This is a genomic window from Streptomyces sp. NPDC023541 (genome assembly GCF_055559995.1).
On sequence record NZ_JBVHJO010000004.1, the window covers coordinates 290,814 to 316,404 of the forward strand.

Below are 25,591 nucleotides of genomic sequence, written 5' to 3' on the forward strand. Positions count from 1 at the left end.
TCTGAGCGGGCCGCGCCCGGGGAGGCCGTGGCCGAGAGCACGATGGGGGCTTCTTTTGCGTGATCTTCCTTCCTTCACGCTGGCCGGGTACGACAAGGGGCGCGGGCTGCTGACGCAGGCGCTCTGGTTCGCCGTGATGAACACGGTCTTCATGGCCTGGTTCTGCCCGGCCCGGCTGCGGGTCTCGCTGTTGCGGGCCTTCGGGGCGAAGATCGGTGAGGGCGTGCTGATCCGGCACAAGGTCCGCGTGCTGTGGCCGTGGAAGCTCACCGTCGGGGACCACGCCTGGATCGGCGAGGGCGTCTGGCTGCTGAACCTGGAGCCGGTGACCATCGGTTCGCACGTGTGCCTCTCGCAGGAGGCGATGCTGTGCACCGGCTCGCACGACCACCGGGCCGCGGACTTCCGCTACCGCAACGCGCCGATCACCGTCGAGGACGGCGCCTGGGTGGCGGTACGGGCGACCGTGCTGGCCGGGGTGACCGTCGGCCGGTGCGCCGTCGCGGGCGCGGGGGCGGTCGTGCACAAGGACCTGCCCGAACTGACCCTGCAGACGCAGGACGGGCGGCGCCGCCCGGTGGAGGAACCCAAGTGAGTGCCGCCATGAGAGTCCTGCACGCCGTCACCCTGCACTCCCCCACGCACGCCTTCGGCGGGCCCGTGCGGGTCGCGCTGAACCTGGCGAAGGGGCTGCGGGCTCGCGGCCACGAGGCGCGGCTGCTCGCGCTGGGCGAAGGTTTCGACGAGTGGCCCACCTCCGTGGAGGGCGTACCGGCGAAGCTGTTCCCGGCCCGCCGGCTGCTGCCGCTCGGCTTCAGCGGGATGACCTCGCCGGCCCTGCTGGCCTCGGCGGGACGCCTGGTGCGCGACGCCGACGTGGTGCACGTCCACCTGGCGCGCGACCTGGTGACCCTGCCGGTGGCGCTGGCGGCCCTGCGCGCGGGCAAGCCGCTGGTGCTCCAGACCCACGGCATGGTGGACCCGAGCGAGAAGCTCCTGGCGAAGGCGCTGGACGCGGTGGCGGTACGCCGGCTGCTGCGCGGCGCGGACGCCGTGCTGTACCTGACCCCGCACGAGCGGGAGGGCCTGGACGCGGTGGTCGGCGCACCGCTGGCGAACACGGTCCGGCTGGTCAACGGGACCCCGGCGCAGGAGGAGCGGCCCGCGCCGGAGGAGGCGCCCCGCATCCTGTACTCCGCGCGCCTGCAGGCCCGTAAGCGGCCGGTGGACTTCGTGGACGCGGCCCCGGCGGTGCTGGCGGAGCACCCGGAGGCGCACTTCGTCGTCGCGGGCCCGGACGAGGGCGAACTGGGTGCCGTGCGCGCCCGGATCGGGGCCCTGGGCCTCACGGACCGGTTCACGGTCCCAGGGGCGCTGTCCGGCGAGCAGGTGCTGGCGGAGCTGCGCCGGGCCCACGTCTACGTACTGCCCTCGGTGGACGAGCCGTTCCCGATGTCCGTCCTGGAGGCCCTCGCCGTGGGCGTCCCCTCGGTGGTGACGCACTCCAACGGCCTGGCGCGGGACATCGCGAGGGCCGGAGCGGGCCGCGCGGTCGATCCCGGACCGGCCGGGGTGGCAGCGGCGGTCCTGGAACTGCTGGACCCGCTCGCGGGCCGCGAGGCCTCGCTCGCGGCGCGGAAGCTGGCCGACGGCTCCTTCTCCATGGACGCGGTCCTGGACACGCTGCTGCCGGTGTACGGGGCCGCGCTGCGCGGGTGATGCGTCGCCGTCGGGCCCGCCGGCGGGCCCACCATCGGGCTCGCCCCCGGGTCAGATGACGTCCCGGCGGTGCTCCTCCACCACGGGGATCGCGCCCGCCGCCCGGCGCCGCTTGTAGATGCTGGTGTAGACGGCGAGGCCGATCCCGCCCACCGCCATCATGATCAGACCGACCAGGTCGAGGTTGACGCTCTCCATCTCCCAGTCGCTGGCGAAGGTGAGGATGGCGCCCACCACGATCAGGCCTATGCATCCGCCGATGCCCATGGGTCCGCCTTCCGGTGTGGTGACTGTGACCGCGCGGGTACCCGGGTATCGGCGACGAAAACGCCCCGCAGGGCCGGAAGTCCGGGCCTGCGGGGCGTTTTTCGCGCTTGCGGCGCTGCGCGGTGCGGGTGTTACGCGGGGATCCAGGCGTAGCAGCCGGAGGAGTTGAACTCCGCGGTGCCCGCCGGGATGGTGGCCGTGATCTTGTCGCCGGCCTTGGGCGGGGCCTCGGGGCCCGAGGCGAGGACCGAGCCGTCCTTGCCCTTGGCCTCCCACGTGCAGTTCGTGGCCTGGGTCAGCGCCCGGTAGTTGCCCGCGGCGGGCGACTGCCGGGGGCCCTCGGGGAAGCCCTTCTCCGCCGCGGCGAGGATCGGCTTCTGGTCCGGGCACAGGTGGGTGATCGCGTCCTTGGCGCCGGCGATCTCGCCGGTGATGACGGCTCCCGTCGCCGCGTCCTTGTCGCGCTTGGCCGTGCGCGCCACCCGCTGACAGGCCTCCTGGCCGGTCTGCAGGACGGCCGCCGGGTCCATCTTCTCCGGGACGCGCCCGCTCAGGTACTTCTTCTCCTCCGCCGTGAAGCTGCCCGTCTTCGGGGTGAGCTTGGCGTCGGGCAGGACCGGGCCGGTCGGCTTGGCGTCGGCGGCGGGCGCCGACGGGGCCGGGGTGTCCGCCGGGTCGGGGGCCGCCGACGAGGCCGGGGGCTTCGCCTTGGCGTCGGCGTCGGCGTCGTCTCCGCCCGAACTGCAGGCGGTCAGCGTCAGGGCGGCGGCGAGCAGAACGGCGGCCGCTGCGGAGCGTCGGTACATCGGATGGCTCCCGTACTCAAAAGGATCTGCACAGGAATGCGGGGCCCGGCCACGCAGCCGGGCCCCGCATCCGTCAGGCGGTTGCTTCGGTGGTGCTACTTCGCGCCGAAGGTGAGGACCAGCTGCGGAGTGCCCTCCGCGGCCGTGGACTCCGAGGACCAGATCCACAGCGGGTCGGTGCCGCTGCTCGTCAGGCCCAGGCTGTAGCTGCTGCCCAGCACCGCGGTGACCGCGGCGGTGTCCAGCCCGACGTTGTGCACCGCCGAGCCCTCCGGTACGCCCGCGATGGTGCCGAGCGGGGTGGTACCGAGGGTGGGCTTGGTGTTGAACGACGTGCTCGCGCCGCTCCAGTTGCCGGTGACCGGGACCACGGAGACGGTGTCGGCGGTGCCGGCACTGGCCTGGGTGCTGGTCTTGAACTGCAGCGAGGCGGACTTCAGGACCTGGCCGGCCGGGGCGGCCGGCAGGTCGAAGCGCATGTACGCCTGGTACAGCGAGCCGCTGCCGCGCACGGCCAGCGAGGTGGCGGTGCCGTAGGCGGTGCTCGGGGCGCCCTGGTTGATGTAGGTGTCCTCGGTCGTCTTGACCGTGGAGACCGTGTCGGTGGGGGCCTTGGCCAGGTCGAAGTGGTTCTTGACCTGGGCCTGGGTGAGCGTCGTCGGGTACACGGCGGTCTCGTCGAGCTGACCGGCGAAGAAGTTGCTCGTCGGGCGGGTCGGCCAACCGGAGAGGTTGTCACCGCCGGCGTGCCAGTAGCCCGCGTAGGCGCTGTTGCTGGTCGCGTTCAGCGAGCCCTTGCTCTGGCCGTCGACGTACAGCGTGATGCCGCCGGGGCCCTGGGTGCCGACCACGTGGTGCCACTTGTTGTCGTTGTACGTCTCGAACAGGCCGGTGGAGACCGTCCGGGTCGAGCCGTTGTAGACGCCGAACACCAGGCGACCGGTGTTGGTCATGTAGATGTGGCGGTCGTTCGACCCGCTGCTGCGCGTGGTGTTGTTGCCGAAGCCGATCAGCTTGCCGCCGCGCGTGGTGTTGGTCTTGAACCAGGTCTCGATGGTGAAGGTGTTGCCGACCGACTGGCGGCGGTCGCTGTGCACCTGCTGGCTGGTCCCGTTGAAGCCCATCGCCGTGCTGCCGGGGACGGCGCCGGGCGACTGCTTCAGGGCGGGGGCGTTGACCTGGACGCCGCTGCGGTTGCCGGACACCGAGGAGTCGGCGGTGTACGGGGTGACCGCGTCGTCGTAGCGCCAGTACAGCTCGGCGCCGTCGGTGCGGACCTGGTTCGGGTAGGGCTGGACCGCGGTCGGGACGGTCACCGAGGTGGTGGCCGACAGGGCGCTGGTGTTGCCCGCGGCGTCGGTCGCGGTCACCCGGTAGGTGTACGACTGTCCGGCCTTGACCGTGGTGTCGTTCCAGGAGGCCTGCGGGCGCTCCCACTCCAGCGAGCTTGCGGTGACGGTGGCGGCCGGGGTGGCCGAGCCGTTGCGGTAGATGCGGTACGTCAGCTTGCTGTCGTCCGCGTCGTAGCTGGTGCGCCAGCGGACCTGGACCTCGCCGGGCTTGACGCTGGAGGCGCTGGCGACCGGGGTGGTCGGGGCGCCGACGTCGCCGGTGGAGGCGAAGCGGGTCAGACCCTGCTGGGCCTTGCCGTTGATGAGGGTGAACTCACCGCCGACCCACATGTACTTGACGTCGTTCTTCTCGGCCACGGCCATGACGCGCGGGCCGATGCCCTCGCCGAGACCGTCGTTGGCCGTGGGGTGCCAGCCGAGCTTGGCCGGGCCGCGGACGAAACCGTCCACGGGCGCAGGGGCGGCGCCTTCGTGGTTGGTCGGCTGGGCCAGCAGGAAGTGCCGCTTGCCGTCGGGGAACTCCAGCTCGGTGGAGCAGTCGTGCGCGTGCGAGGAGCTGTAGAGGACGCCCTCGTAGGGCAGGACGAACTGGGTGGCGCCGAGGCAGCGGTCGCGCCACTTCTCGGTGAAGTCGCTCAGGCGCAGGCCGATGCGACCGTCGAAGACACCGCCGCCGGAGCCCTCGTGGCCCGTGTAGAAGCCGGTGCCGTCGGTGGAGATGTCCTTGACGACCGAGTTCGACGGGATGTTGGTGTAGGTCTTCTTCACGGCGCCGGACGCGGCGTCCACGACGGCCAGCGCGTGGCTGTTGGCGTTGTTGACCGTGAAGAAGTCGCCGCCGAGCAGCACGTTCTTGCCGTCGGGGGTGACCTCGACCGCCCGGCCCGGCTCGTCGACGTTGGCGACGAAGGGCTTGAGCGCACCGGAGGACGCGTCCACGGCGGCGAACCGCTCGCGGGTCTGGCCCTCGACGGTGGTGAAGTCACCGGCCGCGTACAGGGTGTCGTCCGTGACCGCGAGTCCGCGCACGGTGGCGGGGAAGCCCGGGTGGAACGCTGCCTTGGGGGTGCAGCTCGCGATGTCGATGGCCGCGAGGCTGGAGACCGGGGTCCCGTTGACGGCGCCGAAGTAGCCGCCCGCGTAGAGGGTCTTCTGATCCTTCGAGACGACCAGCGTGCGCACCGTCGCGGTGCCTTCGCCGATGGTGAAGGCCAGCTTGCAGGAGGTGGGGTTGCCCGTCGCGGCGTCGAGCGCAACGAAGTTCACGGCCTCCCGCTCGGCGCCCGCCACGCCCTCGGGCGGGCGGACGGCGGAGAAGGTGCCGCCGGCGAAGACGGTGCCATTGGCCTGGGCCATCGCCCAGACGATGCCGTCCGGCTGCCAGGTCGGCAGCTCGTCGGCGGTGAATGCCACTGGTGCCGTGATGGCGGACGCCTGCGGCATCAACACCAGGCCTATACCGGTACCCGCACCGGCCAGTGACAGTACGAGGGCGGCAGTCAGCCCTCTGGATCTACGCATGAGCCCCCCAGGGCAATCGCCCGGTTTGATGGCTGGAACTATCCGAACAGCCATATGTATCTGGCGCAGACTAGGGCTCACGCGGGGGCCTGGTCACCTCCCTTGACCCATTGCATACCAACTTGGAATCAAAGGTTCAGCATGGAGGGTGCACTAGGGACATACGGCACGTTTGCCCCGGTCACGCTGGCGCAGAACCGCCTGCATGACCGGAACACGGCAAATCGTAGGGGAAATATAAGGCCTCAGCGATCGATACGGACGGTCGCGCCCGCCAGTTGGTCCTCGACCTGGCGGATGTCGGCGTCGACCATGATCCGCGCCAATTCGGCCACCAGGACAGACGGCTTCCAGCCGAGCAGGTCATGGGCCTTGGAGGCGTCGCCGATGAGGGCGTCGACCTCGCTGGGGCGCTCGTACTTGGCGTCGTACCGCACGTGCTCGGTCCAGTCGAGACCGGCGTGCGAGAAGGACGACTCGACGAACTCGCGCACGGTCGCGGCCACTCCGGTGGCGACGACGTAGTCGGTGGGCTCGTCCTGCTGGAGCATCCGCCACATGGCGTCGACGTACTCGGGGGCGTAGCCCCAGTCGCGCACCGCGTCGAGGTTGCCGAGGTAGAGGTGGTCCTGCAGACCGGCCTTGATGCGGGCGACCGCGCGGGTGATCTTGCGGGTCACGAAGGTCTCGCCGCGTCGGGGGGACTCGTGGTTGAAGAGGATCCCGTTGACGGCGAACATGTCGTAGGCCTCGCGGTAGTTCACCGTGGTCCAGTACGCGAAGACCTTGGCGGCGCCGTACGGGCTGCGCGGGTGGAACGGGGTCTGCTCGTTCTGCGGCGGCGGGGTGGAGCCGAACATCTCGGAGGACGAGGCCTGGTAGATGCGGGTGTCGACACCGCTGGCCCGGATGGCCTCCAGCAGCCGCAGCGCGCCGAGGCCGGTCACGTCGCCCGTGTAGAGCGGGGCGTCGAAGGAGACGCGGACGTGGGACTGCGCGCCGAGGTTGTAGACCTCGTCGGGGCGTATGTCGCGGAGCAGGTTCACGAGCGCGACGCCGTCGGAGAGGTCGGCGTGGTGCAGGACGAAGGACCGGTTGGCCGTCTGCGGGTCCTGGTAGATGTGGTCGACCCGCTCCGTGTTGAAGCTGGAGGACCGCCGCACGAGACCGTGCACCGTGTAGCCCTTGGAGAGCAGGAGCTCGGCGAGGTACGAGCCGTCCTGTCCGGTGACTCCGGTGATCAGTGCGGTCTTGCCCATGGGGTCCCCTTGCTGGTGGTTGCTGTGTGTCGTGGTGAGGCGTTGCCTCGGGGTGGGTGTGGAGCGGGCCCTGCGGGGCGGCGCGCCGAGCGGTCGGGCCGCGGCCAGGCGGCTGGATGCGTACCGTACACGCCGGTCGGTGGGCACCCCCTGCGGGGCGCCCGCCGTCTGGTGGTCCTGACGTCGGCCGGCACGCTGCCGGTTCCTGAAGCCGACCGCACCGGCCGCGCCCGGAACGGCAGCCGGGCCGTACGCGGCCGGGAGCGAACCGCCGCCCGGGGCCGTGAGGTCCGCCGGGGTCAGGGCGCTGCGGGGCGCGGGCCCGGGCCGTGGACCACTGCCGCCCCCGCAGGAGCGGACTGGCATCATCGGCGGTATGACAAGTTCGCTGCCGCTCCTGCCCCCGAACGCCCGCGTCTTCGTCGCGGGCCACCGCGGCCTCGTGGGGTCCGCGGTCGCCCGCCGGCTCACCGCCGACGGCCATGAGGTGCTCACCCGGGGCCGTGCCGACCTCGACCTGCGCGACGCCGCGGCCACCGGGGCGTACCTGAAGGACGTCCGCCCCGACGCCGTCGTGCTGGCCGCCGCCAAGGTGGGCGGGATCATGGCCAACAGCACCTACCCGGTGCAGTTCCTGGAGGAGAACCTGCAGATCCAGCTCAGCGTGATCGCCGGCGCCCACGCCGCCGGCGTGGGCCGGCTGCTGTTCCTCGGTTCGTCCTGCATCTACCCGAAGCTGGCGCCGCAGCCGATCCACGAGGACGCCCTGCTGACCGGCCCGCTGGAGCCGACCAACGAGGCCTACGCCCTCGCGAAGATCGCCGGCATCGTCCAGGTCCAGTCGTACCGCAAGCAGTACGGGGCCTCGTACATCTCGGCCATGCCGACGAACCTCTACGGGCCGGGCGACAACTTCGACCTGGAGTCCTCGCACGTCCTGCCCGCCCTCGTCCGGCGCTTCCACGAGGCCGCCGCCGAGGGCCGCGAGGAGGTCACCCTGTGGGGCTCCGGCACCCCGCGGCGGGAGTTCCTGCACGTGGACGACCTGGCCGCGGCCTGCGCCGTGCTGCTGAACAGCTATGACGGCGACGAGCCGGTCAACATCGGCTGCGGCGAGGACCTGACGATCCGCGAGCTGGCCGAGACGGTCGCCGAAGTGACCGGCTTCCGGGGCCGGCTCGCCTGGGACACCTCCAAGCCCGACGGAACACCGCGCAAGCTGCTGGACGTCGGCCGCCTGACCGCGCTCGGCTGGAAGCCCGGCATCCCGCTGCGGGACGGCATCGCCTCCACGTACCGGTGGTGGCGCGAGCAGAGCTGATCGCACAGGCGGCCTCGGCCCCTCAGTAGGCTCCGCGACCGTCGACGACGGCGCGGAGCGTACGGCCCATCACGTCGACGTCACTGGTGAAGGACCAGTTGTCGACGTACTGCAGGTCCAGCTGGATCGTCTCGTCCCACGACAGGTCCGACCTGCCGCTGATCTGCCACAGCCCCGTCATCCCGGGCCGCACGGTGAGCCGCCGCAGCTCGACCTCGTCGTACTGGGCCACCTCGTCCGGGAGCGGCGGGCGCGGGCCGACCAGCGACATGTCGCCGATGAGCACGTTGACCAACTGCGGCAGCTCGTCCAGGGAGGTGCGGCGCAGGAGCCGGCCCACCCGGGTGACCCGGGGGTCGCGCCGCATCTTGAACATCAGGCCGTCGTTCTCGTTGGCCCCGGCCAACTCGGCCTTGCGGGCGTCTGCGTCCACCACCATCGTGCGGAACTTCCACATGACGAAGGGGACCCCATCGCGGCCGATGCGCCGCTGGCGGTAGAAGGCGGGGCCTGGCGAGCCGAAGCGGATGGCGAGCACGAGCCCGAGGAAGAGCGGGGAGAGCAGCAGCAGTCCGGCCGCGGCGCCCACCCGGTCCAGGGCGGACTTCAACAGCGTCTGCACACCGCGGCTGACCGGCGGCGCGACGCGGAGCACGGCGAGCCCGCCGGCGGACAGGGTCTCCAGCCGCTTGACGGAGACCTCCACCAGGCCGGGGAAGACGGCGAGCTCCAGTCCCGCGTCGTGCAGGGCCCAGGCGACGCGGCGCAGCCGCTCCCCCGTGATCCGCACGCCGGGGGCCACCAGCACCAGGTCGGCGTGGTGGCTGAGGACCGCGCCGAGCACGGCGGCGGAGTCGACGCCGGGGGCCTCGGGGGTGTCGGCGTCGAGCCGTGCCGCCACGGGGACCCCGCTGGCGAGCGGGCCGGTGCCGACGGGGACGACGCCGACGACCACGTACGGGTGGTCGGTGCGGGCGGCGAGGTGCGCGATGACGTCTTCGGCCGCGTCGGGTTCCCCTATGACGAGGACGCGGCTCACGGCCTGGGCCTCGCGGCGGGCGGCCGAGAGGTGACGGTAGGTCAGCTTGTGGCAGGCGACCGTGATCAGCAGGGCGGGCAGCAGGGCGCCGAGGGCGGACAGCCGGGGCGTGTCCTCCTCCGTCACCACGCGCGCCACGGCCAGGACACCGATCAGAATCAGCCAGTCATGGAGGACCGGCAGCACTCCGCGGGACTCTCCGAGTGCCCGCGTGGCGTAACGGCGGCGCAGCGCCTGTATGCCGGTCCACGCCACGGCGGCGGCCAGCGCGCAGTAGACGGGTCGGACCTGCTGAGCGGCGTCGAAGACGAGTCCGACGGGGACGGCTGCGCCGAAGAAGTCGGCGGCCACCGCGGCCGGACGGTACCACCGGGCCTTGTCCCCGAGGCGTCGTACGGGCGCCAGTGACTCATGGGCCGCCCTGGCCACTCTTTGCGCAGGAAAATGAACATGCCTCATGGGCCCCCCTGGCACGTGGTCTATGACATTGGCAAGTGTCCATGGCTTCCCCTGGCAACGGACATCGCCGCACCGGCAAACAGTACGACAAACACCCGTACGGTAAATGCCGTTTCGGTCAACCCAGCCTCTTGTTGCGCAAGTGTTAGCAACCGGTAGCTGACGTTCCGAATCCTGTACGCCGCGCGACGCACACGAAGGTGAACGGTCCGGATATCGGATACGCATCTTCGGACAACGAACCGTTTCCGGCCAACCTTTTGACGCGACCCTGACATTCAACGCGCCAAGTGGCAATCTTCGACCGTTCATCGCACCGCACCTGCTCTGCCCGGAGGCCCACCCAGCCATCCGGAACCCCCCTTGCAGAAGGAGTCTGCGTTGAGGTCCACCCCCCAGAGGCGTGCCACCGCGGCGGGCGCGCTCGTTGCCGCGGCAGCCCTGCTCGCCGTAGGTATACAGACCGGAACCGCCACCGCCGACGCCACCGCGTCACAGGCACCCAAGGCCGCCCAGTCCAATCCGGGCGCGGCCAACCGCGTACTCAGCGCATCGGAGCGTGCGACGCTCCTCGCCGAAGCCAACTCGACCACCGCGCAGGCCGCCAAGGCGCTCGGCCTCGGCAGTGGCGAGAAGCTCGTCGTCCGCGATGTCGTCCAGGATGCGGACGGCACCACGCACACCACGTACGAGCGGACCTACGACGGTCTGCCCGTGCTCGGTGGCGACCTCACCGTTCACGCCAAGAACGGCGTCACCAAGAGTGTGACGAAGGCGACCAACCACGAGATCAAGGTCGCGACCACCGAGGCCTCGGTCACCCCGGCTGCCGCCGAGAGCCAGGCCGTCGCCGCCGCCGGCGCCGAGGGCTCCAAGGAGGCCAAACCCTCCAAGAACGCCCGCAAGGTGATCTGGGCAGCCGAGGGCGCTCCGGTGCTCGCGTTCGAGACGGTCGTCGGCGGCCTCCAGCACGACGGCACGCCGAACGAGCTGCACGTGGTGACCGACGCCAGGACCGGCGCCAAGATCACCGAATGGCAGGCCGTCGAGACCGGCACCGGCAACACGATGTACAGCGGCCAGGTGACCCTCGGCACCACGCAGTCGGGCAGCACCTGGAACCTGACCGACGCGGCGCGAGGCAACCACAAGACGTACAACCTCAACCGCGGTACGTCCGGCACCGGCACGCTGTTCTCCGGCCCGGACGACACCTGGGGCAACGGCCTGCCCTCCAACCTGGAGACGGCCGGCGCGGACGCCCACTACGGCGCCGCGGTCACGTGGGACTACTACAAGAACGTGCACGGCCGCAACGGCCTGCGCAACGACGGCGTGGCCCCGTACACCCGCGTCCACTACGGCAACGCGTACGTCAACGCCTTCTGGCAGGACTCCTGCTTCTGCATGACCTACGGCGACGGCGAGGGCAACAACAAGCCCCTCACTTCCACCGACGTGGCCGCGCACGAGATGACCCACGGCCTGACCTCGGTCACCGGCAACATGACCTACAGCGGTGAGCCCGGCGGCCTGAACGAGGCGACCTCCGACATCTTCGCGGCGGCGGTCGAGTTCTACGCCAACAACCCGCAGGACGTCGGCGACTACCTGGTCGGCGAGAAGATCGACATCCGCGGCAACGGCACCCCGCTGCGCTACATGGACAAGCCGAGCAAGGACGGCTCGTCCAAGGACGCCTGGTACTCGGGCATCGGCTCGATCGACGTCCACTACTCCTCGGGCCCGGCCAACCACTGGTACTACCTGGCCTCCGAGGGCTCCGGCGCCAAGGTCGTCAACGGCGTGAGCTACGACTCGCCGACCTCCGACGGTCTGCCCGTCACCGCCATCGGCCGCGACGCCGCCTCGAAGATCTGGTTCCGCGCGCTGACCACCGGTCTGTTCAAGTCGAACACCAACTACGCGGCCGCCCGTACGGCGACCCTGCAGGCGGCGGCCGACCTGTACGGCGCAGGCTCGACCACCTACAACAACGCGGCGAACGCCTGGGCGGCCATCAACGTCGGCCCGCGCATCGTGAGCGGCGTCTCGGTCACCCCGATCGCCAACCAGAACACCCAGGTCAACACCGCCGTGAGCCTGCAGGTCCAGGCCACGAGCACCAACCCGGGTGCGCTGAGCTACGCGGCGACCGGCCTGCCGGCCGGCCTGTCGATCAACTCCTCGACCGGTCTGATCTCCGGTACGGCCACCACCGCGGGCACGTCCAACGTGACCGTCACCGTGACCGACTCGCAGGGCAAGACCGGCACGGCGTCCTTCACCTGGACCGTCGGCACCGGCCAGCAGAACGTCTTCGAGAACACGGCCGACTACCAGATCACGGACAACGCCACGGTCGAGTCCCCGATCAACGTCACCCGCACCGGCAACGCCCCGAGCACGCTGAAGGTGGACGTGAACATCGTCCACACCTACGTCGGTGACCTCGTGGTCGACCTGGTCGCCCCGGACGGCAGCGTCTACAACCTGCGCAACCGCAGCGGCGGCAGCGCGGACAACATCGTCCAGACCTTCACCGTGAACGCCTCCACCGAGGTCGCCAACGGCACCTGGAAGCTCCGCGTCCGCGACGCTGCCAGCCTGGACACCGGCTACATCAACAGCTGGAAGCTCACCTTCTGACCCCGTCGGGGCAGCGTGAGCCACAGCCGCACGGATAGATAGACACGGGGCCGCCCGGGAGAAGACCTCCCCGGGCGGCCCTGTCCCATTGCCCCTCCCCCGCGGGACGTTCCTGCGCAGGGGCGGGGACCTTCGGCGCCGCGTGGAGCCGCCGCTGGTGGATCCGCAAGCACCTGTCGTCCCTGTCGGCGCTCTCGCCGGACGGGTCGTCCTGGACGGCGGCGGACGTCGTACGGTGGCTCGCGCCGGGGGCCCGGACGGCGCGGCGGGACTGACGGCGGCAGGTGCTGCCGGTCAGCCGACGGCCCGGAGGACCATCGCGACGAAGTCCTCCTCCGATGCGTCCGCCTCTTCCACTTCCTCCACCTCCTCCACCTCTTCCGCGTCGCCCTGGTCGCCGCGGCCCTGGCCCTGCCCGCCGTCGCCCCAGTCGCCGCGGCCCTCCTCCTGGTCCGCGCCGTCGCTCCCGTTGCCGCGGCCCTCCTCCTGGTCGCCGCCGTCGTTCCCGTCACCGCGGCCGGGGCCCTGACCGGCTTCGTCCGCCGGCTCGAAGAAGGCCGCCACGACCTCCACGTCCGACACCGACCCGTCCGGCCCCAGCGTCGCGACGGCTCTGCCGCCGCAGCCGGGGTTGTCGAACAGCAGGGCCCGCGAGCGCGTCCGGTTGGTGACCTCGACGGCGGGCTCGCGGCGGGACGTGCCCGTGAGCAGGTAGCAGGTGCCGTCGTCCGCGGGCCGGATCCGGCCCTGCCGCTCGCGGCCGGAGTCGTCGAAGTACCGGTAGGACAGTGTGCCGAGGCGGTCACCGTGGTCGTCGGCGGGTGCTGGGCCGGCGGTCGGCAGGGCGAGCGCGAGGGCGCCGGCGAACACGGCGGCGGTGGTGCCAAGACGCATGGGGGAGAGTCCGTTCCTCGGGTTCCTCGGGTTCCGCGGATGCCGGATCCGGTGGCATCCGCGGGCAGCGTAGGAGCGGGGGAGGGCGCCGAAACGATTCGGCATACCGGGCGCGTACGCAGGTTCACCCAGGAGGTCCCCCGTCGTGCACACCTCTCCGAGGCGGCAGGCGGCGGACAGCGAGCGGCGAGCCCGAGGGCGGCGGATGGACCCGCCGCCCGCGCGCTCGGCCCCCGGCTAGCGCAGCAGTACCCCGCCGCCGTTGTCCGTGTCCGCGGGGGCCGCGACCAGCCCCAGTTCGGCCGGGGTCGCCAACAGCGGATGCGTCGGCAGGATGCGGACGGTGTAGCCGAAGGCCCCGGTGCGGTCGAGGGCGAGCGGCCCCTCGTACACCCAGCGGCCCTCCATGTCGGGACCGGCGGCCGGCTTGAGCGGGAAGGTCCGCCCGTCCCGGATCACGTCCTGCGGGTCCACCCGGCCCGCGACCGCCTGCACCTCCACGTCCTCGGGCGCGAGCGAGTCCAGGGACACCTGCACCCGCAGGGTGAGGGTGGACCCCAGCTGGGCGGTGCCGTTCACGGGAGCCGCGGCCAGCGCCTCCACGTGCTCGACGCCGACCCGCGGCCATGCCGCCCGGACCCGGCCCTTCCACCAGGCGAGGTCCCGCGCCGCGTCGGCGGTGAGGGCGCGGTGGGCGAGCGCGGCCGGCGCGTACAGCCGCTCCACGTACTCGCGCACCATCCGTCCTGCGAGCACCTTCGGCCCCAGCGACACGAGCGTGCGCCGGACCATCTCGATCCACCGCACCGGGAGCCCGGCGCGCCCGGCCCGGTCGTAGAAGCGGGGTGCGACCCGGCCCTCGATCAACTCGTAGAGGGCGCTCGCCTCCAGGTGGTCCCGGCGGTCCTCGTCCGCGCCGAGCCCGTCGGCGGTCGGGATGGCCCAGCCGAAGTCCGGCTCGAACCACTCGTCCCACCACCCGTCCAGCACGGACAGGTTGAGACAGCCGTTCAGCGCGGCCTTCATCCCGCTCGTACCGCACGCCTCCAGCGGGCGCAGCGGGTTGTTCAGCCAGACGTCACAGCCCGGGTAGAGCTTCTGCGCCATGGCCATGCCGTAGTCGGGCAGGAAGACGATCCGGTGGCGCACCCGCGGGTCGTCCGCGAAGCGCACCAGCTCCTGCACGAGCCGCTTCCCGCCGTCGTCGGCCGGGTGCGCCTTGCCCGCCACGACGATCTGCACGGGCCGCTCCGGGTCCAGCAGCAGCCTGCGCAGCCGGTCCGGGTCGCGCAGCATCAGTGTCAGCCGCTTGTACGAGGGGACGCGCCGGGCGAAGCCGATGGTCAGCACGTCGGGGTCGAGTACGGAGTCCACCCAGCCCAGTTCGGCGGCGGCGGCCCCGCGCTGGAGCCACGAGGCCCGCAGCCGGTCCCGTACCTCCTGCACCAGCTGCTCGCGGAGCACCCGGCGCAGGTCCCACACGTCCTGGTCGGGGATGTCGGCGACCGCGTCCCAGCGCCGGGAGCCGCCGACCGACAGGGCGTCCTCGGTGCGGCCGGCACCGATCTGGCGGGCGCCGAGCCGGACGACCTCGGGGGCGACCCAGGTCGGGGCGTGGACGCCGTTGGTCACGGAGGTGATGGGCACGTCGGCCGGGTCGAAGCCGGGCCACAGGCCGGCGAACATCTCCCGGCTGACCGCGCCGTGCAGGGTGGACACGCCGTTGGCCCGCTGGGCCAGCCGCAGCCCCATCACCGCCATGTTGAACACCCCGGGGTCGCCGCCGGGGAAGGACTCGGCGCCCAGTTCCAGGATCCGCTCGACCGGTACCCCGGCCAGCTCCCCGCCCTCGCCGAAGTGCCGGGCGACCAGACTCCGCTCGAAGCGGTCGATCCCGGCCGGGACGGGGGTGTGCGTGGTGAACACGGTCCCGGCGCGCACCGCCTCGACGGCGGCGTCGAAGCCGAGGCCCTGCTCCCGCTCCAGTTCCCTTATGCGCTCCAGCCCCAGGAAGCCGGCGTGGCCCTCGTTGGTGTGGAAGACCTCGGGCTCGGGGTGGCCGGTGATCCCGCAGTACGCGCGGACCGCGCGCACCCCGCCGATGCCGAGCAGCATCTCCTGGAGGAGCCGGTGGTCGCTGCCGCCGCCGTAGAGCCGGTCGGTCACCTCGCGGGCGGCGGCGTCGTTGTCCTCGACGTCGGAGTCCAGGAGCAGCAGGGGTACGCGCCCGACGCGCGCCTGCCAGACGTGGGCGTGCAGGGCGCGGCCGCCGGGCAGGGTCAGCGAGATGCGGGCGGGGGTGCCGTCGTCCTGGCGGAGCAGGCCGAGCGGGAGTTCGTTGGGGTCGAGGACGGGATAGTGCTCCTGCTGCCAGCCGTCGCGGGAGAGCGACTGGCGGAAGTAGCCGTGCCGGTAGAGGAGTCCCACGCCGATGAGCGGGACTCCGAGGTCGCTGGCGGCCTTCAGGTGGTCCCCGGCGAGGATGCCGAGGCCGCCGGAGTACTGGGGCAGGGCGGCGGTGATCCCGAATTCGGGGGAGAAGTAGGCGATGGCGGCGGGCAGTTCCCCGCCGTTCTCCCGGCTCTGGTACCACCTCCCGCCGTTCACGTAGTCATCGAGGTCGGCGGCGGCGACGGCGAGGCGCCGCAGGAAGCGGCGGTCTCCGGCCAGTTCCTCAAGCCTGGCGGCGGAGACCGTGCCGAGCAGCCGGACGGGATCTCCGCCGGCGGCCTGCCAGCCCTCGGGGTCGACGGATTGGAAGAGTTCGCGGGTCTCGGTATGCCACGACCAGCGCAGGTTGCGCGCGAGATCGGTGAGCGGCAGCAGAGACTCCGGGAGGACGGGGCGCACGGTGAATCGACGGATAGCCTTCACACGTTCCACCTTCGCAGGAGATTGCGGATCGGAGCGGCCGCACCACGCTGTGCACCCGCGCATCACCCCGGGAAGGCTAGCGACGCCCCCGCGTTCCGGCCATAACGCCTGTGGCGGGCGGCACGGTCCCGGGGGGCGTGCGGACCGGCGGAGCGGCGCATGACGCCATGGGGCCTCCCACGCCCGCAGGGCCGGGGGGAAGCATCGCAAGACGGACGGGGAGGCGACGCCGAGAGCGAGGACAACGCGGCGAGGCGCGGCGGCAGGCGCCGCGAGCCCTGCACACGGCGGACCCGCGCGGCGGCCGGGGTGGCCGTCCCCGAGGACCTGGCGGCGCTGGACGCGCGCGCCGGACGGGGCGTTCCCCACCTCGTACGGCACGGGCCGGCGCCGGCGCCCGAGCAGCGAAGGCGCTGCGCCGGTTCGCGAAGTCCCTGCCTCCGCCAGGAGGGGGCGCGGCCCGCTCCCCCGGCGCCGGTGGACCAGTACCACCCTGCCGGCCCCGGCGGGGCGCTCATGCGCATGGCCCGGAACCGCAACCTCAGCCGGCCGGTGCCGGGCCGCCTTTACCCAAGGGCTGTCCCGTAGTCCCCCGGGGGTCAGCGCGCGGCGCCGGATGCGGTGCACCGCAAGGCGGAGGAGCGTCCTGATACGGGCAGTACCCGGGCGTTCCGACAACGCGGCGAGGTGCCGTAGCTGTCGTCGTGCGCCCGCCGGGGACGACGGGACAGCCCTGACGGACAGGTGGGCCGCGGCAGCAAGCCGCTGACCCCGGAGCTCGTGGCCGACCTCTCGACCGTGCTCGGCGTCCCGGCCGGCACGCCGGCGGCGCTGACGGGCGTCGCGCCGCCCCCGCCGCCGCGGAGCCGGAGCCTTCCGTCCGCGGCGTCGCCGAGCTCGTCCGGGACGTGCGCCGGCTCACGGACGACCGGTTCGGACAGATCCTCGACCTCGCGGAGACCATGCCGCGCAGACCCTGCCGCACTGATGCGGGGGCGCAGGGACCATCTTCGGCCAGATCTCCCAAGCCCCCCTGCAACAGCGGTCACTCGCGCCCCGCGACGGAGTAAACGGTCGTTGCGCGTACCCCCGCGCGGGTGGTTCCCAGGGGGCTCCGGAGGCCTGTGTGACCGGTGATCCGTGCTCCTACGGCACCTGGTCCCGGCCGACTTGACGGAGCCTCGCCGGATGTCGAGCGGGGCCTTGGCACTGCCCGTGCCACTACGTACGAGTAGTTAACCAAGTGCGCGGATTGGGCGGGGGGAGAGTGGGAAGGGCTCCCCGGGTACACGTCGTACACGCACGGCGCACCCGCCCACAAACCCTCTCCCCGCCACCCGAGTGAACGCGGACAGGAGCGGCCATGCCCGCAGCCCAGCCGTCTCTTGAGCGGCTAGAAACAGAGCGAACAGAGCGTGCACTACCAGTCGTGATACCGGCTGGCCTGTTGTCACCGAGCCCCGCGAACTGCCCCCAGGTGATCCCATCATGATCGGTCGCATTCCCGTGCTGGACGTCCGCCCCGCCGTCGACTGCGGCGCCAGACCCGCCAAGGCGGTCGTGGACGAGGTCTTCGAGATCTCCGCCACCGTGTTCCGCGAAGGACACGACGCCCTTGCCGCCCACGTCGTCCTGCGTGATCCGAAGGGGCGACTGCGGCCCCCCGTGCCGCTGAGCGAACTCGCTCCCGGCACCGACCGGTGGGGCGCCCGGGTCTCCGCCGAGGTCGAGGGGAGGTGGACGTACACCGTCGAGGCGTGGAGCGACCCGGTCGGCACCTGGCGGGCCCATGCCGCGATCAAGATCCCCGCCGGCATCGACACCGGGCTGGTGCTGCTGGAGGGCGCGGAGCTCTACGAGCGGGCCGCGGCCCGGATCCCCAAGCGCGACGGCCGCGAGGCCGTCCTGGCCGCCGCCGACGCCATGCGGGACGAGGACCGGCCGGCCGCCGAGCGGTACGAGGCCGCACTCGCCCCCGCCGTGACCGCCGCGCTGGCCAGGCGCCCCTACCGGGAACTGGTCACCGCGTCCAAGCCGCTGCCCGTGCTCGTCGAGCGCAAGCGGGCCCTCTTCGGCTCCTGGTACGAGATGTTCCCGCGCTCCGAGGGAGCGGTGCTGGAGCCCGGCGAGGCTCCGGTCAGCGGCACCTTCCGGACCGCCGCCGAGCGGCTGCCCGCGATCGCCGCGATGGGCTTCGACGTGGTCTACCTGCCGCCCATCCACCCGATCGGCAGCACCTATCGGAAGGGGCCGAACAACACCCTTTCCGCCGGGAGTTGGGACCCCGGCGTGCCGTGGGCCATCGGCTCCACCGAGGGCGGCCACGACGCGGTCCACCCCGAACTGGGCACCATCGAGGACTTCGACGCCTTCGTCGCGCGCGCCCGCGAACTGCGCATGGAGGTCGCGCTGGACTTCGCCCTCCAGTGCTCCCCCGACCACCCGTGGGTGGAGAAGCACCCGGAGTGGTTCCGCCACCGGGCCGACGGGACGATCGCGTACGCCGAGAACCCGCCGAAGAAGTACCAGGACATCTACCCGGTCCACTTCGACACCGACATGGCCGGCATCGTCGAGGAGACCTGCCGGATCCTGCGGCACTGGATGGACCACGGGGTGCGCATCTTCCGCGTCGACAACCCGCACACCAAGCCGGTCGTCTTCTGGCAGAAGGTGATCGCGGACATCAACAAGTCCGATCCGGACGTGATCTTCCTGGCGGAGGCCTTCACCCGGCCCGCGATGATGCGCGCGCTCGCCGCCGTCGGCTTCCAGCAGTCGTACACGTACTTCACCTGGCGCAACACCAAGGCCGAGCTGACCGAGTACCTGACCGAGCTGTCCGACACCGCGTCCGCCTCGGTGATGCGGCCGAACTTCTTCGTCAACACGCCCGACATCCTGCACGAGTACCTCCAGAAGGGCGGCCGTCCCGCCTTCGAGGTGCGCGCGGTCCTCGCCGCCACCATGTCGCCCACCTGGGGGATCTACTCCGGCTACGAGCTCTGCGAGAACACCCCGGTGCGCGAGGGCAGCGAGGAGTACCTGAACTCCGAGAAGTACGAGTTCCGGCCGCGCGACTGGGCCGCCGCCGAGCGCGAGGGCCGCACCATCGCCCCGCTGATCACCGCCCTGAACCGGCTGCGCCGGCGCAACCCCGCGCTCCAGCAGCTGCGCGACATCCACTTCCACCCGACCGACAACGAACAGGTGATCGCCTATTCGAAGCACGCGGGCCCCAATTCCGTACTGGTGGTCGTCAACCTCGATCCGCACCACACCCAGGAGGCGACGGTGTCGTTGAACATGCCGGTACTCGGCCTCGACTGGCACGGGTCCCTCGCGGTGCGCGACGAGCTCACCGGCGAGACCTATCACTGGGGCAGGGCGAACTACGTGCGCCTAGAGCCGGGCCGCACGCCCGCGCACGTACTGGCCGCTCTGCGACCGTCCCCGCCCACCGGAGGGTCACCCACCACATGATGATCAACGACCCCGTCCACGACACCTTCGAGGACACCCCCGCCAAGGACCGCGATCCCGACTGGTTCAAGCGGGCCGTCTTCTACGAGGTCCTCGTCCGCTCCTTCCACGACAGCAACGGCGACGGCGTGGGGGACCTCAAGGGCCTCACCGCCAAACTGGACTACCTCCAGTGGCTCGGCGTCGACTGCCTGTGGCTGCCGCCGTTCTTCGCATCGCCCCTGCGCGACGGGGGCTACGACGTCTCCGACTACACCTCGGTACTGCCCGAGTTCGGCGACCTCGCCGACTTCGTGGAGTTCGTGGACGCCGCGCACACCCGCGGCATGCGGGTGATCATCGACTTCGTCATGAACCACACGAGCGACCAGCACGAGTGGTTCCAGCAGTCGCGCAAGGACCCGGAGGGCCCCTACGGCGACTACTACATGTGGGCCGACAACGACAAGCAGTACCAGGACGCCCGGATCATCTTCGTCGACACCGAGACCTCGAACTGGACGTACGACCCGGTACGCAAGCAGTACTACTGGCACCGCTTCTTCTCCCACCAGCCGGACCTCAACTTCGAGAACCCGGCTGTCCAGGAGGAGATCATCTCCGCCCTCCGGTTCTGGCTGGACCTCGGCATCGACGGCTTCCGTCTCGACGCCGTGCCCTACCTGTACGCCGAGGAGGGCACCAACTGCGAGAACCTCCCGCGCACCCACCAGCTGCTGAAGAGAGTCCGGGCGGAGATCGACGCGCACTACCCGGACACCGTGCTGCTCGCCGAGGCCAACCAGTGGCCCGAGGACGTCGTCGACTACTTCGGGGACTTCGCCAGGGGCGGCGACGAGTGCCACATGGCGTTCCACTTCCCCGTCATGCCGCGCATCTTCATGGCGGTGCGAAGAGAGTCGCGCTACCCGGTCTCCGAGATCCTGGCCAAGACCCCGGCCATCCCGAAGAACTGCCAGTGGGGCATCTTCCTGCGCAACCACGACGAGCTCACCCTCGAAATGGTCACGGACGAAGAGCGCGACTACATGTACGCCGAGTACGCCAAGGACCCGCGGATGCGGGCCAACATCGGCATCCGGCGCCGCCTCGCCCCGCTCCTGGACAACGACCGCAACCAGATGGAGCTGTTCACGGCCCTGCTGCTGTCGCTGCCCGGCTCGCCGGTCCTCTACTACGGCGACGAGATCGGCATGGGCGACAACATCTGGCTGGGCGACCGCGACGGCGTCCGCACCCCCATGCAGTGGACCCCGGACCGCAACGCCGGTTTCTCCTCGTGCGATCCGGGCAGGCTGAACCTGCCGGTCATCATGGACCCGGTCTACGGGTACCAGGTCACCAGTGTCGAGGCGGCCATGGCGTCGCCCTCCTCGCTGCTGCACTGGACCCGCCGGCTGATCGAGGTCCGCAAGGCGAACCCCGCCTTCGGCCTCGGCTCGTACACCGAACTGCAGTCGTCCAACCCGGCGGTGCTCGCGTTCCTGCGCGAGTACGGGGACGACCTGGTGCTGTGCGTGCACAACTTCTCGCGCTTCGCGCAGCCCACCGAGCTGGACCTGCAGTCGTTCAACGGGCGGGTGCCGGTGGAGCTCACGGGTGATGTGCGGTTCCCGCCGATCGGCGAGTGGCCCTACCTGCTGACCCTGGCGGGACACGGCTTCTACTGGTTCCGGCTGCGTGCCGAACAGCGCGGTGACCGCCGCGCCGAATAGCCGGCACGGTCACAGGCGGACACGCCCCAAGCAAGGGGCGGGCGGCTCGAATGGGTCAATCGCCCGCCCCTGTACGGATCATCCTGACCCGACACTCGCACATGCCGGAGAAGCAACTGCCGCGCATCCGGGACACTCTGCGCATTCTGTGACGGCCCGGGGAAAGGACGCGACGCCATGTCGGAGGCTGCATCCGCCCGGAGCCGGCTCACTGCCGACCGGGCCGCCGGGATCGCCCCGCTGGAACCGATGCTGCGGGCCTGGCTGCCCGCGCAACGCTGGTTCGCGGGCAAGGGCCGGACCATCAGCAGACTCACGACCGTCTCGGCGGCCGACCTGCTGCCGCCCGGGTCCACCCCCGGACTTCTGCACGTGCTCCTCGACGTGGACGGGGACTGCTACCAGCTGCTGCTGGGCATCCGCCCGTCCCTGCCGCCCGCACTCGCGCCCACCCTCATCGGCCACGCCGAGGACGGGCCGTACGCCGGCCGGGTCGTCTACGAGGCGCTGGGCGACCCCCGGCTCGCGGCCATGCTGCTGGAGCGGCTGCGCTCCCCCGGCACGCTCGGCCCGCTGCGCTTCGACCGGGACCCGGCCACGCCGATCCCGGCAGGGCTCCAGCCCCGGCCGCTGTCCGGAGAGCAGACGAACTCCTCTCTGATCTACGGAGATTCGTTCATCCTGAAGGTCTTCCGCCGGGTCGGCCCCGGCGTCAACCCGGACCTGGAGCTGCCCAGGGCACTGGCCGCCGCCGGCTGCGCGCGGGTACCGGCGCCCGTCGCCTGGTACGAGGCCGAGCCACCAGGCGGTGAACCGCTGACCCTGGGTGTGCTCCAGCCGTACCTGCGCGGCTCCGACGACGGCTGGCAGCTCGCGCTGCGCCGGCTCGGCGCCGGCGAGGACTTCACCGCCGAGGCGCACGCGCTCGGCCGGGCCACCGCCGAGGTCCACAGCGCGCTCGCCACGGCCCTGCCCACCGTCGCGCTCGGCCCCGAGCAGACCGCCCGGCTGGCCGCCGGGATGACGGCCCGGCTGGCGGCCACCGCCCGGGAGGTGGCGGCGCTGCGGCCCTACGAGGCCGGGCTGCGGGGTGCCTTCGACGCCCTGGCCGCGTCCCGCGGGACGGGAGTGGCGGCTCAGCGGATCCACGGCGACCTCCATCTGGGCCAGACCCTGCGCACCCTCGACGGCAGCTGGTCGTTGATCGACTTCGAGGGCGAGCCGGCCCGGCCCCTGGCCGACCGGCGCCGTCCCGAACCGGCGGTGCGCGACATCGCCGGGATACTGCGTTCCTTCGACTACGCCGCCCGCTCGCACCGGCCGTTCGCCCCCGCCTGGGCGGACGACTGCCGGGCCGCGTTCTGCGAGGGCTACGCCCGCACCACCGGCCGGGACCCGCGCGAGGATCCCGTACTGCTGCGGGCGTACGAGACCGACAAGGCGGTGTACGAGGCCCGTTACGAGTCCCGGCACCGTCCCGACTGGCTGCACGTCCCGATGGCCGCGATCCGGCGGCTCTCGGAGCCCGCGCGGCCCGCCCACCGCATGCCGCCGACCCCGCCCGCCCTCTCCCCCCATCCGCACCCGAAGCCCCCGAGGAGGCCGCTCGCGTGAGCGCCGCACGACAGCCGTCACCGACCGTCAGCGACGATGCCGCACCCGCCCCGGCGGCGGCCAAGAAGCCCCGCACTCCCCGGGCCCGCCGTGCCGCCCCTCCGCACGGGGTCCGGCCCGCGCCGGCGCTCGGCCCCGAGGAACGGGCCCGGCTGCTGGAGGGCCGTCACCACGACCCGCACGCCGTGCTGGGCGCCCACACCCAGCGCGGCGGGGTGGCCTTCCGGGTGCTGCGCCCCTATGCCAAGGCGGTCACGGTCATCGCCAAGGGGCTGCGGGCCGAACTCCACGACGACGGCGACGGGCTGTTCTCCGGGCTGCTGCCGCTGACGGCGGTGCCGGACTACCGGCTGCTGGTGGCGTACGACGGCACCGAGATCGAGGTCCACGACCCCTACCGGTTCCTGCCCGCCCTCGGCGAGCTGGACCTGCACCTGATCGGCGAGGGCCGCCACGAGCAGCTGTGGACGGCGCTGGGCGCCCAGCCGATGGAGCACCAGGGCGTGGCGGGGACCCGGTTCACCGTGTGGGCGCCGAACGCGCAGGGGGTGCGGGTCACCGGGGACTTCTCGTACTGGGACTCCGTCGCCCAGCCGATGCGCTCGCTCGGCGCGAGCGGCGTCTGGGAGCTGTTCCTGCCCGGGGTGGGCGCCGGGACGCTCTACAAGTTCGACATCACGCGCCCGGACGGCAGCCACACGCTGCGCGCCGACCCGATGGCCCGGTCCGCGGAGGTCCCGCCGGCGACCGCCTCGGTGGTCACGGCGACGCAGTACGAGTGGCAGGACGCGGAGTGGATGGCGCGGCGCGGGTCCCGCCCCCTGCACCAGGCCCCCTTCTCGGTGTACGAGCTGCACCTGGCGTCCTGGCGGCCGGGGCTCTCCTACCGGCAGCTCGCCGAGCAGCTCCCCGCGTACGTCAAGGAGCTGGGCTTCACGCACGTGGAGATGATGCCGGTCGCCGAGCACCCCTTCGGCGGCTCGTGGGGCTATCAGGTCACCGGTTTCTACGCGCCGACCTCGCGAATGGGCACGCCGGACGACTTCCGCTTCCTCGTGGACTCGCTGCACCGGGCCGGGATCGGCGTGATCGTCGACTGGGTGCCGGCGCACTTCCCGCGGGACGAGTGGGCTCTCGCGGAGTTCGACGGGCGGCCGCTGTACGAGCACCAGGACCCGCGGCGGGCCTCGCACCCGGACTGGGGGACGCTGGAGTTCGACTACGGGCGCAAGGAGGTCCGCAACTTCCTCGTCGCCAACGCCGTGTACTGGTGCGAGGAGTTCCACGTGGACGGGCTGCGCGTGGACGCGGTGGCCTCGATGCTCTACCTGGACTACTCCCGGAACGAGGGCGAGTGGTCGCCCAACGAGCACGGCGGCCGGGAGAACCTGGACGCGGTGGCGTTCCTGCAGGAGATGAACGCCACCGTGTACCGGCGCTGCCCGGGGGTGGTGACCATCGCGGAGGAGTCCACCGCCTGGAACGGCGTGACCCGCCCGACCGACGGAGGCGGGCTGGGCTTCGGGTTGAAGTGGAACATGGGCTGGATGCACGACACCCTGCGCTACATGTCGAAGGAGTCGGTGCACCGCAAGTACCACCACCACGACATGACCTTCGGGATGATCTACGCCTTCAGCGAGAACTACGTGCTGCCGATCTCGCACGACGAGGTGGTGCACGGCAAGCGCTCGCTCGTGTCGAAGATCCCGGGGGGCGACTGGTGGCAGCAGCGGGCCGCGCACCGGGCGTACCTGGGCTTCATGTGGGCCCACCCCGGCAAGCAACTGCTGTTCATGGGACAGGAGTTCGCGCAGGGGTCGGAGTGGTCGGAGGGCCACGGGCCGGACTGGTGGCTGCTGGACTCCTCCTACGCGGCGGCCGGCGACCACCGGGGCGTGCGCGACCTCGTGCGCGACCTGAACCACACCTACGCGGCGACGCCTGCGCTCTGGGAGCGCGACACCGTGCCGGAAGGCTTCGCGTGGGTGGAGGCGGACGCGGCGGAGGACAACGTCTTCGCCTTCCTGCGGTACGCGCAGGACGGCTCGCAGCTGCTGGCGGTGTCCAATTTCTCGCCCGTGGTCCGGCACGGCTACCGGATCGGGGTGCCGGAGGAGGTGCCCCAGTGGCGTGAGGTCCTCAACACCGACATGGAGGCGTACGGCGGCAGCGGGGTGCACCACAGGCAGCCGCTGCGTCCCGAGCCGGTGCCGGCCCAGGGCCGCCCGGCGAGCCTGCGGATGACGCTGCCGCCGCTGGCGACGATCTGGCTCAGGCCGTAGCGAGCTGGTCCGCCAGTTCCTGCAGGAGGCGGCGCTTGGGCCGGGCGCCGACCATCTGGCGGACGGGTTCGCCGTCGCGGAAGACGAGCAGGGTCGGCATGGACAGCACCCCGTACCGGGCCACGGCCGCGGGGTTGCGGTCCGCGTCGATCTGCACGACCTTCAGGCGGTCGGCCTCCTCGGCGGCGATCGCGGACAGCACCGGGGCGAGCTGGCGGCAGGGGCCGCACCAGTCCGCCGTGAACTCGACGAGGACCGTCCTGCCGCGCTCGGCGAGCACCTCGGCCTCGAAGTCCGCGTCGGTCACCTCGGCCACTCCGTGGGCGTGCACCAT

16 protein-coding genes are annotated in these 25,591 nt (G+C 71.8%); 8 read left to right on the plus strand and 8 right to left on the minus strand.

Annotation, left to right across the window (positions count from 1 at the left end):
• Positions 1-55 precede the first annotated feature (55 nt).
• Together ACZ3X1_RS11865 and ACZ3X1_RS11870 are read left to right on the plus strand one after the other, a co-directional pair.
• On the plus strand, positions 56-595 hold the full coding sequence (locus tag ACZ3X1_RS11865; RefSeq protein WP_467278953.1) for a WcaF family extracellular polysaccharide biosynthesis acetyltransferase: 540 nt from the start codon (positions 56-58) through the stop codon (positions 593-595).
• An 8-nt stretch (positions 596-603) separates the two neighbouring features.
• Complete coding sequence (locus ACZ3X1_RS11870; RefSeq protein WP_467279521.1) at positions 604-1,719, plus strand: glycosyltransferase; 1,116 nt, start codon at positions 604-606, stop codon at positions 1,717-1,719.
• Between the two features lie 51 nt (positions 1,720-1,770).
• Here the strand turns inward: ACZ3X1_RS11870 and ACZ3X1_RS11875 are convergent, their stop codons facing one another.
• From ACZ3X1_RS11875 to gmd, 4 genes are all read right to left on the minus strand, one after another.
• The gene (locus ACZ3X1_RS11875) at positions 1,771-1,986 is read right to left on the minus strand and encodes a DUF6458 family protein (RefSeq protein ID WP_030026053.1); all 216 of its coding nucleotides are present in this window, start codon (positions 1,984-1,986) and stop codon (positions 1,771-1,773) included.
• A 131-nt stretch (positions 1,987-2,117) separates the two neighbouring features.
• Positions 2,118-2,792 (minus strand): hypothetical protein, encoded by a 675-nt coding sequence (locus tag ACZ3X1_RS11880; protein WP_356810653.1) that lies wholly within the window; start codon positions 2,790-2,792, stop codon positions 2,118-2,120.
• Between the two features lie 95 nt (positions 2,793-2,887).
• Positions 2,888-5,557 carry a DNRLRE domain-containing protein gene (locus tag ACZ3X1_RS11885; protein WP_356810652.1) on the minus strand — a complete coding sequence of 890 codons (2,670 nt, stop codon included), beginning with the start codon at positions 5,555-5,557 and terminating at the stop codon, positions 2,888-2,890.
• Between the two features lie 353 nt (positions 5,558-5,910).
• Positions 5,911-6,924: a GDP-mannose 4,6-dehydratase gene (gmd, locus tag ACZ3X1_RS11890; RefSeq protein ID WP_356810651.1), complete on the minus strand. Its 1,014-nt coding sequence runs from the start codon at positions 6,922-6,924 to the stop codon at positions 5,911-5,913.
• 376 nt (positions 6,925-7,300) lie between these two features.
• Between gmd and ACZ3X1_RS11895 the strand changes: the two genes are divergently transcribed.
• Positions 7,301-8,245, plus strand: coding sequence for a GDP-L-fucose synthase family protein (locus ACZ3X1_RS11895; protein ID WP_356810650.1), 945 nt, complete (start codon positions 7,301-7,303; stop codon positions 8,243-8,245).
• A gap of 22 nt (positions 8,246-8,267) precedes the next feature.
• Here ACZ3X1_RS11895 and ACZ3X1_RS11900 read toward each other — a convergent pair whose 3' ends face one another.
• Positions 8,268-9,743, minus strand: a complete 1,476-nt coding sequence (locus tag ACZ3X1_RS11900) for a sugar transferase (RefSeq protein ID WP_356810649.1) — start codon at positions 9,741-9,743, stop codon at positions 8,268-8,270.
• A 381-nt stretch (positions 9,744-10,124) separates the two neighbouring features.
• Here ACZ3X1_RS11900 and ACZ3X1_RS11905 point away from each other — a divergent pair, with 381 nt between their 5' ends.
• Positions 10,125-12,392 (plus strand): M4 family metallopeptidase, encoded by a 2,268-nt coding sequence (locus ACZ3X1_RS11905; RefSeq protein ID WP_356810648.1) that lies wholly within the window; start codon positions 10,125-10,127, stop codon positions 12,390-12,392.
• A 294-nt stretch (positions 12,393-12,686) separates the two neighbouring features.
• On the opposite strand, the gene ACZ3X1_RS11910 is transcribed toward ACZ3X1_RS11905, so the two are convergent.
• Both ACZ3X1_RS11910 and glgP read right to left on the minus strand, forming a co-directional pair.
• Complete coding sequence (locus ACZ3X1_RS11910) at positions 12,687-13,286, minus strand: hypothetical protein (RefSeq protein WP_356810647.1); 600 nt, start codon at positions 13,284-13,286, stop codon at positions 12,687-12,689.
• 237 nt (positions 13,287-13,523) lie between these two features.
• Positions 13,524-16,160, minus strand: coding sequence for an alpha-glucan family phosphorylase (gene glgP / locus ACZ3X1_RS11915; protein WP_356810646.1), 2,637 nt, complete (start codon positions 16,158-16,160; stop codon positions 13,524-13,526).
• A gap of 1,488 nt (positions 16,161-17,648) precedes the next feature.
• On the opposite strand from glgP, the gene ACZ3X1_RS11920 reads away from it, so the two are divergent.
• The 4 genes from ACZ3X1_RS11920 to glgB all read left to right on the plus strand — a co-directional run bounded on the left by ACZ3X1_RS11920 (position 17,649) and on the right by glgB (position 25,257).
• Positions 17,649-19,643 (plus strand): alpha-1,4-glucan--maltose-1-phosphate maltosyltransferase, encoded by a 1,995-nt coding sequence (locus ACZ3X1_RS11920; RefSeq protein WP_467278962.1) that lies wholly within the window; start codon positions 17,649-17,651, stop codon positions 19,641-19,643.
• Complete coding sequence (gene treS, locus ACZ3X1_RS11925; protein WP_356810644.1) at positions 19,640-21,358, plus strand: maltose alpha-D-glucosyltransferase; 1,719 nt, start codon at positions 19,640-19,642, stop codon at positions 21,356-21,358. Before ACZ3X1_RS11920 ends, treS begins: the two co-directional genes overlap by 4 nt.
• A gap of 177 nt (positions 21,359-21,535) precedes the next feature.
• A complete protein-coding gene (locus ACZ3X1_RS11930) occupies positions 21,536-22,972 on the plus strand; it encodes a maltokinase N-terminal cap-like domain-containing protein (protein WP_356810643.1) in 1,437 nt (478 codons plus the stop codon).
• A complete protein-coding gene (glgB, locus tag ACZ3X1_RS11935) occupies positions 22,969-25,257 on the plus strand; it encodes a 1,4-alpha-glucan branching enzyme (protein WP_467278969.1) in 2,289 nt (762 codons plus the stop codon). The genes ACZ3X1_RS11930 and glgB overlap by 4 nt, the downstream gene beginning before the upstream one ends.
• On the opposite strand, the gene trxA is transcribed toward glgB, so the two are convergent.
• Positions 25,247-25,591, minus strand: a complete 345-nt coding sequence (trxA, locus tag ACZ3X1_RS11940) for a thioredoxin (RefSeq protein ID WP_356810641.1) — start codon at positions 25,589-25,591, stop codon at positions 25,247-25,249. The two genes, glgB and trxA, sit on opposite strands and share 11 nt — an antisense overlap.